General features: G+C 72.1%; 13 protein-coding genes. 2 read left to right on the top strand and 11 right to left on the bottom strand.

All coding sequences use genetic code 11. From position 1 onward, the window contains the following. Positions 1 to 12: 12 nt before the first annotated feature. The 5 genes from ACFYZA_RS11190 to ACFYZA_RS11170 all read right to left on the bottom strand — a co-directional run bounded on the left by ACFYZA_RS11190 (position 13) and on the right by ACFYZA_RS11170 (position 5026). Positions 13 to 1011: a 2-hydroxyacid dehydrogenase gene (locus tag ACFYZA_RS11190; RefSeq protein WP_388489324.1), complete on the bottom strand. Its 999-nt coding sequence runs from the start codon at positions 1009 to 1011 to the stop codon at positions 13 to 15. A 123-nt stretch (positions 1012 to 1134) separates the two neighbouring features. Continuing rightward, positions 1135 to 2163 carry a 6-phosphofructokinase gene (locus tag ACFYZA_RS11185; RefSeq protein WP_388489321.1) on the bottom strand — a complete coding sequence of 343 codons (1029 nt, stop codon included), beginning with the start codon at positions 2161 to 2163 and terminating at the stop codon, positions 1135 to 1137. Positions 2164 to 2307: 144 nt separating this feature from the next. Next, positions 2308 to 2997: a response regulator gene (locus ACFYZA_RS11180; protein WP_388489318.1), complete on the bottom strand. Its 690-nt coding sequence runs from the start codon at positions 2995 to 2997 to the stop codon at positions 2308 to 2310. Beyond that, positions 2994 to 4208, bottom strand: a complete 1215-nt coding sequence (macS, locus tag ACFYZA_RS11175; protein ID WP_382596497.1) for a MacS family sensor histidine kinase — start codon at positions 4206 to 4208, stop codon at positions 2994 to 2996. The genes ACFYZA_RS11180 and macS overlap by 4 nt, the downstream gene beginning before the upstream one ends. A gap of 38 nt (positions 4209 to 4246) precedes the next feature. Beyond that, positions 4247 to 5026 (bottom strand): 1-acyl-sn-glycerol-3-phosphate acyltransferase, encoded by a 780-nt coding sequence (locus ACFYZA_RS11170; protein WP_382596500.1) that lies wholly within the window; start codon positions 5024 to 5026, stop codon positions 4247 to 4249. Between the two features lie 155 nt (positions 5027 to 5181). On the opposite strand from ACFYZA_RS11170, the gene ACFYZA_RS11165 reads away from it, so the two are divergent. Beyond that, positions 5182 to 5961: an alpha/beta hydrolase gene (locus ACFYZA_RS11165; RefSeq protein ID WP_388489315.1), complete on the top strand. Its 780-nt coding sequence runs from the start codon at positions 5182 to 5184 to the stop codon at positions 5959 to 5961. After that, the gene (locus ACFYZA_RS11160) at positions 5873 to 6586 is read left to right on the top strand and encodes a hypothetical protein (RefSeq protein ID WP_388489312.1); all 714 of its coding nucleotides are present in this window, start codon (positions 5873 to 5875) and stop codon (positions 6584 to 6586) included. The genes ACFYZA_RS11165 and ACFYZA_RS11160 overlap by 89 nt, the downstream gene beginning before the upstream one ends. A 564-nt stretch (positions 6587 to 7150) precedes the next feature. Here ACFYZA_RS11160 and ACFYZA_RS11155 read toward each other — a convergent pair. The 6 genes from ACFYZA_RS11155 to ACFYZA_RS11130 form a co-directional block, all read right to left on the bottom strand. Beyond that, complete coding sequence (locus ACFYZA_RS11155) at positions 7151 to 7906, bottom strand: endonuclease/exonuclease/phosphatase family protein (RefSeq protein WP_382596506.1); 756 nt, start codon at positions 7904 to 7906, stop codon at positions 7151 to 7153. 197 nt (positions 7907 to 8103) lie between these two features. Next, positions 8104 to 9057, bottom strand: a complete 954-nt coding sequence (locus tag ACFYZA_RS11150) for an ROK family glucokinase (protein WP_382596508.1) — start codon at positions 9055 to 9057, stop codon at positions 8104 to 8106. Between the two features lie 170 nt (positions 9058 to 9227). Continuing rightward, positions 9228 to 9662, bottom strand: a complete 435-nt coding sequence (locus tag ACFYZA_RS11145) for a DUF5304 domain-containing protein (RefSeq protein WP_388489310.1) — start codon at positions 9660 to 9662, stop codon at positions 9228 to 9230. A 70-nt stretch (positions 9663 to 9732) separates the two neighbouring features. Then, positions 9733 to 10857, bottom strand: a complete 1125-nt coding sequence (locus ACFYZA_RS11140) for an ArsA family ATPase (RefSeq protein ID WP_388489308.1) — start codon at positions 10855 to 10857, stop codon at positions 9733 to 9735. Between the two features lie 2 nt (positions 10858 to 10859). Further along, positions 10860 to 11339 carry an SRPBCC family protein gene (locus tag ACFYZA_RS11135; protein ID WP_382596514.1) on the bottom strand — a complete coding sequence of 160 codons (480 nt, stop codon included), beginning with the start codon at positions 11337 to 11339 and terminating at the stop codon, positions 10860 to 10862. Positions 11340 to 11465: 126 nt separating this feature from the next. Further along, positions 11466 to 12227, bottom strand: coding sequence for a metallophosphoesterase (locus ACFYZA_RS11130; protein ID WP_382596516.1), 762 nt, complete (start codon positions 12225 to 12227; stop codon positions 11466 to 11468). Positions 12228 to 12489: the final 262 nt, after the last annotated feature.

Raw genomic sequence — 12489 nt, 5'->3', positions numbered from 1 at the left:
GGGGGCGTCCGCTCAGCGCCCGGCGGGGACCAGGACGTTCTCGGTGTGGCGGCCTTCGGCATAGGCCGCCACGTTCTCCACCGTCGCCTCGACGATCTGGGCCACCGCGTCCTGGGTGTAGTACGCCTGGTGCGAGGTGACCACCACGTTGGGGAACGTCACGAGGCGGGCCAGGGTGTCGTCCTCGACGGCCTCCAGGGACTTGTCGAGGAAGAACAGGCCCGCCTCGGCCTCGTACACGTCCAGGCCGACCCCGGCGAAGCGCCCCTTGCGCAGCTCGCCCACCAGCGCGTCCGTGTCGACGAGCCCGCCCCGGCTGGAGTTGACCAGGATCGCGTCGTCCTTCATCGCGGCGAGTTCCTCGCGCCCGATGATGTGGTGGGTCGAGGGCAGCAGCGGCACGTGCAGGCTGATCACGTCGGCGCTCGCGAAGAGCTCGTCCTTGTCGACGTACTTCATGCCGAGCTCGACGCAGGACGGGTTCTGCGCCACGTCCCAGCCGAGGAGGTTCATGCCGAAGCCGTGGGCGATCCGGGTGAACGCCTCGCCGATCTTGCCGGTGCCGAGCACCCCGGCGGTGCGGCCGCGCAGGTCGCGGCCGAGCAGCCCGTCCAGGCGGAAGTCGAAGTCGCGGGTGCGGTTGGAGGCCCGCACGATGCGGCGGTTCACCGCCATCGCCAGGGTCCAGGCGAATTCGGCGACGGAGTACGGGGAGTAGTAGGAGACGCGGGCGATGGTGAGGCCCAGGCGGGCGGCCACGTCCAGGTCGATGTTGTTGAAGCCGGTGGAGCGCTGGGCGATCATCTGCGTGCCGCCGACGGCGAGGCTCTGGAGCACCCGGGCGTTGAGGTTGGCGTTGACGCTGGTGGAGATCACTTCGTACCCGGCGGCGATCGGCGCGGTGTCCTCGGTGAGGAAGACGTCCAGGCAGCGGACCTCGTGGCGGCCCTCGAAGGCCTTCTCGATCAGCGGCTTCTCGTCGGCCTGCACGCCGAATGCCAGGATTTCCACGACTCTCCCCTTCGGGGCGCTCTCTGGCGCTTGCGCCAGATATGAGGGCTATGGGCCGGATATCGCGAATATACGGCCCACAGCCCCGCCCCGCCCGGCCGGACCGGCCGGGGCCGGCCCGAGTCAGCCGAAGAAGACGCCCACCTCGGCGTAGAGCGCGGGGTCCACGGTCTTCAGCTTCGAGGTGGCCTCCGAGATCGGCACCCGCACGATGTCGGTGCCGCGCAGCGCGACCATCTTGCCGAAGTCCCCGTCGCGCACCGCCTCGATGGCGTGCAGGCCGAAACGGGTCGCGAGCCACCGGTCGAACGCGCTCGGGGTGCCGCCGCGCTGCACATGGCCGAGGACGGTGGTCCTGGCCTCCTTGCCGGTGCGCTTCTCGATCTCCTTCGCCAGCCACTCGCCCACGCCGGAGAGCCGGACGTGCCCGAAGGAGTCGAGCGTGCCGTCCTTGAGGACCATCTCGCCGTCCTTGGGCATGGCCCCCTCGGCGATGCAGACGATCGGCGCGTACGAGGCCTTGAAGCGGGAGGTGACCCACTCGCAGACCTGGTCGACGTCGAAGCGCTGCTCGGGGATGAGGATGACGTTGGCGCCGCCGGCCAGGCCCGAGTGCAGGGCGATCCAGCCCGCGTGCCGGCCCATGACCTCGACGACCAGGACGCGCATGTGGGACTCGGCCGTGGTGTGGAGCCGGTCGATGGCCTCGGTCGCGATGCCGACGGCGGTGTTGAAGCCGAAGGTGTAGTCGGTGGCGGACAGGTCGTTGTCGATCGTCTTGGGTACGCCGACGCAGTTGATGCCGTACTCGTCGCTGAGGCGGGCCGCGACACCCAGGGTGTCCTCGCCGCCGATCGCGATCACGGCCTCGATCTCGTACTTGGTGAGGTTCTCCTTGATGCGGCGGACCCCGTGCTCCGCCTTGAGGGGGTTGGTGCGCGAGGAGCCGAGGATGGTGCCGCCGCGCGGCAGGATGCCGCGCACCGCCGGGATGTCCAGCTTGACGGTGTCGCCCTCCAGGGGCCCGCGCCAGCCGTCCTTGAACCCGGTGAACTCGTATCCGTACTCCTGCACACCCTTGCGGACGATGCCCCGGATGACGGCGTTGAGCCCGGGGCAGTCACCGCCTCCGGTCAGTACTCCGACCCGCATGGAATGGTCCCTTCACCTGGGAGTGACGTACGCGGTCCACGCTAGTGGTGACGTACGTCACTCCGGGATGGGGCGGAAGGTCAATTCCCTTGATCCGTACGGGAGTTGGCGGGCCGTCGTTCACCCGTACGGGGGATGGCTCGCTCAGGCGTCGTCGAGGCCGCGCTCGATCGCGTACCGCACGAGCTCCACCCTGTTGTGCAGCTGGAGCTTGCCCAGGGTGTTCTGCACGTGGTTCTGCACCGTGCGGTGCGAGATGACCAGGCGCTCGGCGATCTGCTTGTAGCTCAGGCCCTTGGCGACCAGGCGCAGCACCTCGGTCTCGCGCTCGGTGAGCTGCGGGGCCTTGGGCTCGTCGGCCGTGGCCGGCGCCGGATCCCTGGCCAGCCTGCGGTACTCGCCGAGGACGAGGCCGGCCAGGCCCGGCGTGAACACCGGGTCGCCGACGGCGGTGCGGCGCACCGCGTCGGTCAGCTCCTCGGTGCTCGCCGACTTGAGGAGGTAGCCGAGCGCGCCGGACTTCACCGCCTCCAGGACGTCGGCGTGCTCGCCCGAGGCGGACAGGACGAGCACCCTCAACGCCGGGTGGGCGGCGACCAGTTCCTTGCAGACCTGGGCGCCGGACAGGCCCGGCAGGTTGAGGTCGAGGACCAGGACGTCGGGCGCCGCCGCCTGGGCGCGGCGCACCGCCTGCGGCCCGTCGCCTGCGGTGGCGACCACGTCGAAGCCGGCGGCCTCCAGGTCACGGGCGACCGCGTCGCGCCACATCGGGTGGTCGTCGACCACCATCACCCTGACCGTCGCGTCCGCCCGCACCGTGTGCTGTTCCGTCATCCGTGCCGTCCTGCCTTCCCCCGTGGGACCTTCAGTTCAACTTCCGTGCCCTGGCCCGGCACGGAGATCAGCTCCGCCGTGCCTCCCAGGTCGCGCAGCCGGCCCCGGATCGAGAGGGCGACGCCCAGGCGCCCCTCCCCCTCGGCCTGGTCGAGCCGGCCCGCCGGGATTCCGGGCCCGTCGTCCCGTACCGTCACGATCACTTCGTCACCCCAGTCCTCGACCAGGATCCAGGCCTGGGCCGCATCCCCCGCGTGCCTGCGGACATTGTCCAGGGCGGCACTGACAGCGGCCGCCAACTCCCTGGCCGCGACCGGTGCGAGCGGCACCGGGGCGCCCGGCTCCGCGAAGGAGACCTTCGATCCGGCGTGCCGCGCGAGGAGCGAGCGCAGGTCCACGGACGCCGCGTCGCCGGGCTCGTCGTCGACCTCGACCGCCCGCACCACGGCGCCGTTGGCGACGTCCTCGGAAGCGCGGGTGGGCGGCACCAGACCGCTGGAGACCAGGGTGCGCAGGGCGACCTCCTGCTCGCCCGCCATCCGGCCCAGCTCCGCTGCCTCGCCGCCCAGCGCGCTGCCGCGGCGCTGCACCATGGCCAGCACCTGGAGCACGCTGTCGTGGATGTCACGGGCCAGGCGCTCGCGCTCGCGGGTGGCCGCCTCGATCTCCAGGGCGCGGGCCAGCGTCGCCTCACTGGCCCGGGCCACCTCGACGATGTAGCCGATCGCGATGGAGGCGATCCACACCAGGAGGACGTTGTGGAAGGTGTCCCGGGTGGGGTGGGCGCGCTCCACGATGTTGGCGACGGCGACGAGCGAGGAGGCGAACGCGGCCCAGCGCCAGCCCCCCTTGATCGCGAAGGCGAGCACGGCCCCGGCCGTCGCTATGGTCGGCAGCGTCGGGCCGTCGACGTGCTGGGCGTCCATGTCGGCGAGCGGGGTCAGCAGGATGCCGGTGAGCACCACGGTGAGGTCGGCGGCGAGGAAGCGCCTGGTGCAGGCGGCCGCGTTCGCCACCCGGGGCAGCGTCGCGAAGTTCCACACCGTGAGCACCGCCAGGTACCCGATGCCGACCCAGGGCCGCTCGAACTTCTCGTAGCCGCTGGCGAAGATCGCCAGGGCGTAGAGCGTGGTGAGCACCCGGTAGCCGGTCAGGGCCCGCCACAGCGGCAGTTCCACCGACATCCGTACGACACGTTCGCGCTTGGCCATCTCCCCCGCCCCCCGAACCGGCCCTCTGCCGGGCGCCGCTAGTCGCCGGGCCGTTCCGCCCGCTTGGCCTGCTCCGCCTCGCGGGCCCGCTCCGCCTTCTCGGCGGCCTTCTGCTCGTCGGCGACGCGCTTGGCCTCGTCGGCGATCTGCCGCTTGGCGGCGGTCGCGTAGATGTCGACGTACTCCTGGCCGGAGAGCTTCATGATCTCGTACATGACCTCGTCGGTCACCGAGCGCAGGATGAAGCGGTCGCCCTCCATGCCCTGGTAGCGGCTGAAGTCGAGCGGCTTGCCGATCCGGATGCCGGGACGCATCAGCTTCGGCACCACCTTGCCCGGCGGCTGGATCTTCTCGGTGTCGATCATCGCGACCGGGATCACGGGGGCGCCGGTGGCCAGCGCGACCCGGGCCAGACCGCCCGGCTTGCCGCGGTAGAGGCGGCCGTCGGGCGAGCGGGTGCCCTCCGGGTAGATGCCGAAGAGGCCGCCGCCCTTGATGACGTCGATGCCGGCGTTGATCGCGGCCTCACCGGCTCCGCGGGCGCCCGAGCGGTCCACCGGGAGCTGGCCGACGCCCTTGAAGAACGCGGCCGTCAGCTTGCCCTTGACCCCGGGGGAGGTGAAGTACTCCGCCTTCGCGATGAAGGTGACCTTGCGGTCGAGGACGGCCGGCAGGAAGAAGGAGTCCGAGAAGGAGAGATGGTTGCTCGCGAGGATCGCCGGGCCGTCGGCGGGGATGTTCTCCAGGCCCTCCACCCACGGCCTGAAGGCGAGCTTCAGCGAGCCGCCGATGGAGAACTTCATAGCGCCGTAGATCAACTCGGATGCCTTCCTGTGCTTGTCGAACAGACCTTAACCCGTGCCGGGCCCGGCCTCCCGCGCGACGGCCCTGGTCGGTGTCGGTCCGGTCGCGTACCGTGAAGTAGGACTCCCCCGCACAACCCCCGCCCCTGCTCATGAACAGGAGACCCCTGGTGCCGGTCCTCCCTGGAGCCGAGCCGTTCCGCCACGAGGGCGGAGAGGTCGGCGTCCTCCTCTGTCACGGTTTCACCGGTTCCCCGCAGTCGATGCGGCCCTGGGCCGACCACCTCGCGGAGCGCGGCCTCACGGTCTCGCTGCCGCTCCTTCCCGGCCACGGCACCCGCTGGCAGGACATGCAGCTCACGGGCTGGCAGGACTGGTACGCGCAGGTGGACCGCGCCCTGCGCGAGCTCCGGGAGCGGTGCACCCAGGTCTTCGTCTTCGGGCTCTCCATGGGCGGCGCCCTGGCGCTGCGCCTCGCCGCCAAGCACGGCGACGCGGTCAGCGGCCTGGTCCTCGTCAACCCGGGCAACAAGGTGCACGGCGCGGCCGCCCACGCGCTGCCCGTGGTCCGTCACCTCGTGCCGTCCACCAAGGGCATCGCGAGCGACATCGCCAAGGAGGGCTCCGAGGAGGTCGGCTACGACCGGGTGCCGCTGCACGCGGCGCACTCGCTGCGCAACTTCTTCAGGATCGTGGACGGTGAACTGCCGCAGGTGACCCAGCCGTTGGTGGTCCTGCACAGCCCCCAGGACCATGTGGTGCCGCCGGCCGACTCGGCCCGGATCCTCAGCCGGGTCTCCTCCACCGACGTCGAGGAGATCCTGCTGGAACAGAGCTACCACGTGGCGACGTTGGACCACGATGCGGAGCGGATCTTCGAGGAGAGCTACTCGTTCATCGGCCGCCTCGCTCCGAGCGTCGGGAAGAAGGGGAGCACCACCGGTGGCTGAGCACGACGCGGACCGCGAACCGCAGCCGATCGACGAAGAGGCTGCCTGGGCGGCGATCGTGGCGGGGTACGGCGAGGAACCGGCCGATCCGCCCGGCACCAGACCCTTCAGATCGGTGGAGGACCTGGCCCTGATCGAGGACGAGCCCGAGCCCGGGACCGGGTCGGACGGGAGCGGTGACGGCAAGGCCGCGCCCGAGCCCGGCGCGGGGGGCGAGAAGGACACCGACAAGGGGCTCGACAAGGGACTCGACAAGAGCTCCGGCGCCGGCGCCGGGCCCGACAAGCCCGCGCTCGGCAGCTCGGTGGTGTTCGCCCCCGGCGTGGGCGGCCCGCGCGACTTCACCCCGGCCGAGCCCACCGGCGCGGACGCCTCGGACGAGGGTCACTTCGTGCCCCCGGAGCCGCCGCCGCTGCCGGAGGCCGACGCGACGGCGAAGTTCGCCTGGCTCGGCGTGATCGGCGGTCCGCTGCTGCTGATCCTGGCCGCGATCTTCAGCTGGGACATCACGTGGTGGCTCACCCTGCTCGGCGTGGGCGGCTTCCTCGGCGGCATCGCCACGCTGTTCGCACGCATGCAGCCCGACGAGGAGGACGATGATCCGGGGCGGGGTGCGGTGGTGTGACGCGGCGTGGGGCTTGGGAGTGCGGCTCTGCTGTGGCGCTGAGGGTGCCTTTCCCCTGCCGCGCTCCAACCCCCTCTCCGGGGGCGCCTTTCCCGAAGGCCCCAACCCCCTCTCCGGCTGCGGACTGTACTGGGCCGCTCTCGCCCCCGCGCCCCTGTAACCCGCTCTCGCCTGCGGCCCGCGTGTTTCCGTAACCGGCCTTCGTCTGCGGCCTGCGTGTTTCCGTAACCGGTTTCGTCTGCGGCCCGTGCGTTTCCGTAACCGGCCTTCGTCTGCGGCCTGCGTGTTTTCTGTAACCGGCCTTCGTCTGCGGACCGTGCCCGCTTCTCGCGCAGTTCCCCGCGCCCCTAACCCCCTTTCGTCCGTCGGTCGTGGTCGCTTCTCGCGCAGTTCCTCGCGCCCCTTAGCCCGCTTTCGGCTGCGGGGTTGCTCGCGCGCCTGGCGGATCGGTGCGGGCTCGTAGGGGCAGCCTCAGCCTGTCCGGCGATTGAGGACGAGCGCCGTTCAGGCGCGGTACGGGGGTGCGGGGGCGGAGCCCCCGCCGGGGTTCGAGGGGGCAGCCCCTCAGGGGGACGGGGTGGGGATTCTCAGGGCGGCCAGGACCGGCAGGTGGTCCGTGGCGGCCAGCAGGTCCCCCGGATCGGCGAGACCCAACGGCACACCGCAGCCCAGGACTTCAACACCCCGCGTGGCGAAGACCGCGTCGATGCGCTGGTGCGGATCACGAGGCGTGGACGTGAACTCGCCACCCCATGGCGCCACTTGGTGGCAGTCCTGAAGCACCCCGGCGAGCCGGGCGAAGCTGCGCCCGCCGGGCCGTTCGTTCAGGTCGCCGCCCGCGATCGCGTGCTCCACACCCATCCCCGCCAGGCGGTCGAGCAGCGCCCCCGCCTGCTCGTACCGCTCGGCCGCCTGAAGGCTGAGGTGGGTGCTCAGCACCCCGATCCTGGCCCCGCCGACGCGTACCACCGCGGTCGCGAAACCGCGCCGGTGCAGCCCGGGGGTGAGCGGGAGCAGCACGTCCTCGGTGCGCTCCACGGTGGCCCGCAGGGAGCACAGCAGCATCGGGCCGGCGGCGGTGGCCCCACCGCCGAGGAACACCAGGTCGGTCGCCGCCGCGAGGCGGGCGGCGGCCTTGCGCCAGCGGAAGAAGCGGGGCGCCTCCTGGATCAGGACCAGGTCGGGCTCGCAGGCCCGGATCACCCGGGCGAGCGCCGCGTTGTCGTCGCGCATCGAGCGGATGTTGTAGCTGAGGACACGGATCACGGCCGAGCCGTTGTCGGTCGCGGACGCGGGCAGTCCGTCGGCGGGGGTCGTCATGGTCCACAACGTAGGGCAGCGCCGCCGGGTCGTCATGGTCCACAGCGCATGAGCGCGCCCGCCGAGCCTTCATGGTCCACGGCACGTGCGCGCGCCCGCAGAGTCGTCGTCCACCGTGCGTGACGGCGCCCGCCGGTCCGGGGAGGACGCGGCGGGCGCTGTCGGTGCTACGGGCCCACTCGAAGGCAGTACGGGTCCTACATGACCGGGTCGGGCTGGCGCGCGAGGTCGGCCGCACCGACCAGGCCGGCCTTGTTGCCTAGCTGGGCCGCGATGACGTCGGCGACCGGACGCCAGTTCCCGCCGACCAGCCAGCGCCGGTAGGACTTGCGGATCGGGTCGAGCACCAGCTCGCCCTCGTCCGAGAGCCCGCCGCCGACGATGAACGCCGACGGGTCGAAGAGCGAGGCCAGATCGGCCAGGCCCGCACCCGCCCAGCGGGCCAGTTCGCGGTAGGAGTCGACCGCCACCGGGTCGCCCTGGCGGGCGGCCATCGAGATGTGCTTGCCCTCGATGCCCTCCGGGGTGCCGTCGCCGAGCCCGAGCAGGAACTCGGCGCGCTCGGGGGTGGCGTTGGCGCGCTGCTTGGCGTAGCGCACCAGGGCCCGGCCGGAGGCGTACTGCTCCCAGCAGCCCTGGCTGCCGCAGCCGCACAGCAGGCCGTCCGGCACCATCCGGATGTGGCCGAACTCGGCGGCCACGCCGAAGTGGCCGCGGCGCAGCTTGTTGCCGATGATGATGCCGCCGCCGAGGCCGGTGCCGAGCGTGATGCAGATGACGTTCCGGTGGCCCTTGCCGGCTCCGAAGCGGTACTCGCCCCAGGCCGCGGCGTTGGCGTCGTTCTCGACGACCACCGGGAGGCCGACGCGATGCTCGACCTTCTCCTTCAGCGGTTCCTGACGCCAGTCGATGTTGGGCGCGAAGTAGACGGTGGACCGCTGCCGGTTGACGTAACCGGCGGCGCCGATGCCCACGCCCACGATCTCGTGTCCGGCGCGCGCGCCGTCGACGGCCGAGGCGATCGCGTCCACGATGGCATCGGGCGTGCCGGGAGTCGGCACCTTGTGGGTGGAGAGGATGTTGCCGTCCTCGTCGACCACGCCCGCCGCGATCTTCGTGCCGCCGATATCGACACCGATGGTGAGTCCCATGAATCCCTCAGTTCGGTCGAGCCCCGCTACGGCCAACCGTACCCGAGCCGGGGCGCCACCCAGCGTGCCGATCCCCCGTTCGTCCCAGGGGTGAGACGGCGGTCGGCGCTTTGTCCGCACCGGTCCGGGTCTTGGCGTCCCGGCTCCGCGCGGACGACGGCCGCCGGTCTTCAGTCGTCGAGGTCGATGTGCTCGGTGGGCCCCGGGCCCTCGTCGCGCTTGCGCTCGTCGGCGGAGGTCCAGCGGCGCTCGTGGCCCTCGACGGCGGAACGGTAGGCGGCGAGCAGCTCGCCACCGGCCGCGGCGAGGTGGTCGAAGACCTCGGGGTTGCGCTCGATGACCGGCTCGACGGCGGACTTCGCCTGGCCGATCAGCTGCCGCACGGCACCCTGGGCCGCCACTCCGGACAGCCCGACGGGGCCGTCGAAGAGGCCGGCCACCTTGTCGCTGACGGCCTCGAACAGCTTGCGCAGCTCCTCGGCGGCGGATCCCGGTGGCGTTCCGTACTGCTCGCGGCGGCGCGCCTGCTCGGCGGCCAGGTCCTCGGCGCAGGCGTCGGCCCAGGCATCCGCGTCGGGGGCGGGGCGCTCGGTGGCTTCGCTCATGGCCAACTCCAGCGGCTGGTTCTGCTACGGGTCTGTTTCCTTCGACGTTACCCGAACGGGGGTACCCCGTTCAGCGGCCGCGAGGCCACAGCTCGGGATCGGGCGCGAAGCGGATGTCCAGAACGCCGTCGCTCAGACCGGCCCCGGTGACGGTGCAGCGGCGCAGCGCGGAGGGCAGCGGCACGATCCGGCGGAACGGGCCGACGGTCAGCAGGAGTTCGTCGCCGCGCCGCACCAGCGAGAGCCCGTCCTTGACGGCGCCGGGCAGCGGCAGGCGCCACACCAGGACGTCGTCGTCGGCGAGCCGGTCCTCGATGTCCCAGCGCGGGGCCGGGACCGCGTCCGGGCCGGGGCCCGTGAGCAGCCGCTCCAGGTCGTCGTCGCCGCGCGGATCGCGTCCCAGGTGGGCCACCTCGCGCACGACGGGGAACTCCTGGGCCAGCTCGTCCAGGTGCTTGCGCTGCTGGGCGACGAGCCCGGCCAGCCAGGGGTCGGGGGTCTCGGCGGGCAGCAGCCGGTTGGCGACCACCGCGTCCAGGGCGAGCCCGTGCACGGCGATGCCGAGCCGGGCGGTGCGCAGGGTCTCGGCGGCGGCCGGTCCCGGTTCCGCGACCAGCCGTACGGTCGTTCCCGGGTCCTCGACGACGGCCTGGACCGCGGCCAGTTCGAGGTCCCAGCGGGCCGCCGTCTCGTACAGCCACTGCGCGGGCATGGGCACCCCGGCGAGCTGGGCGAGTACCGGGCGCAGCGAGCGGGCGGCCTGGCGCTCGGGCGGGAGCAGCCGGCGCAGATAGCGGCGCAGCTGCTCGGGCAGGGCGAGGGCGGCGAGCGCCCGGCCGGCCGGCGGCAGGTCGACGACGAGCAGGTCCGGCTCCTCGGCCGCGGCCTCGCGCAGGGCGCTGAGCAGGGCGAGCTGTTCGGCGCCGGGGAGTTCGGTGAGTTCCTCGGCGTCCAGGCGGGAGGCGCCGAGCAGGTCGAGGGCGGCGCCCGCGCGGTCCTGGAAGGCGAGGAGTTCGGCGCGGAAGTGGGCCGCCGAATCGATTCGCCGGACGGTGACCCCGGCGAGTTCGCCGGGCAGCCGGTCCGCGGTCAGCAGGGTGACCCGGGCGCCCGGGCGGGCCGCGGCGAGTGCGGTCGCCGCCGCCAGGGTGGTGCGGCCCGCGCCTCCGGGGCCGGTGACCAGGACCGTACGCACGTCTAGAGCTTCTCGGCCCCGTCGGCGGCGCCGGCCCCGGCCTCGCCCGGGCCGCTCTCGACGCGCTTCTTGAGGCCGGCGAGGGCGCGGTCGATGATGACCTTCTCCGCCTTGCGCTTGATCATGCCGAGCATCGGGATCTTGACGTCGACGGTCAGCCGGTAGGTGACCTCGGTCCGTCCGCCGGGGGCGTCGGCGAGGGTGTACGAGCCGTCGAGGGTGCGCAGCATCTGGGACTTGACCAGCGTCCAGCTGACCGTGTTGCCGTTCCAGCTGTAGGCGAGGGTGTGGTCGTCCTTGATGGCGCCCGCGTCGAGCAGCAGCCGCACCTTCTCGGCGTGACCCCGGTCGTCGGTGGCGAGCACCTCGGCCTCCTTCACCTCTCCGGTCCACTCCGGGTAGCGGGCGAAGTCCGCGATCACTCCCATGACGTCGGCGGGGGCCGCCTCGATGGTGATAGACGAGCTGGTGTGTTCCGCCATCGTCGTGGCTCCTCCAGTGCGCGGTCCGGTGGGTCTGGGTCTCCCCCGCCCGGCGCGGCCGTCGGCGGTGGGGAGGTGCCCGTGCAGGCTATCGCGTACGGGCCGGTCGCCGGTCCAGTGGCCTGATCACCACTCCAGGGCGAACGGCCGGGAGGTGGCCGCGAAGTGGCCGACGTTGACGCACTCGGTGCGGCCGATCCGCATCCGCCGGGCCAGCGGCTGGTGGACGTGGCCGAACAGGGAGTAGCGGGGCCGGGTCTTCTCGATCGCCGCGAGCAGGGCGCGCGAGCCGCGCTCGAAGCGGCGGGCGACGGTGTCGTACACCAGCTCCGGGACCTCGGGCGGGATGTGCGAGCACAGCACGTCGACCTCGCCGAGCGCCTCGACCTTGGCGGCGTACTCCTCGTCGGAGATTTCATAGGGCGTTCGCATCGCGGTGCGCAGGCCGCCGCCGACGAAGCCGAAGACGCGGCCGGCTATCTCGATCCGCTGGCCGTCCAGGACGGTGGTGCCCGGGCCCGCGTACTGCGGCCACAGGGCAGGCATGTCGACATTGCCGTACGTGGCGTACGTCGGGGTGGGGAAGGCGGCGAACAGCTCGGCGTACTGGCGGCGGACCGCCGCCTCGATCGCGGCCTCCCGGTCCAGGCCGGCCCACAGCGAACGCCCCAGCTCGCGGGCCTCCTCGAAGCGCCGGGCGGTGCGCAGGGCGACGATCCGGTGGGCGTTCTCGACGCCGAAGAGGTCGGGGAAGATGCCGCGCGAGTGGTCGGCGTAGTCGAGGAAGAGGACCAGGTCACCGAGGCAGACCAGGGCGTCCGCCCCGTCGCCGGCCTTGGCCAGACCCTCGGCGTTCCCGTGCACGTCACTGACCACATGAACTCGCATGAGGATCACCTTAGGCCGTCGGACCTGCGGTTACTTCCGAGTCCTGAAAGCGGTGGACTATCGTGCGCGGAGCAGTGTCAAAGATGTGTGACGCACCGAACATCTGGCCAGAACCCCCTATCCGGAACCGCCTACCCATGGGTAACGTCCGGGCAGTCCAGTCGTGCTCGACAGTTCCGCCCCCCACGGATCCGCCGGGCACCTGCCCGATCTTGGACCGCAGCCGGTGCGTCACACAGAGCCGTGGCACCGGCGCCCGATG

This window comes from Streptomyces sp. NPDC001828, from assembly GCF_042892175.1.
Taxonomy (GTDB): Bacteria; Actinomycetota; Actinomycetes; order Streptomycetales; family Streptomycetaceae; genus Streptomyces.
This window is presented reverse-complemented; position numbering and strand designations above follow the sequence as displayed.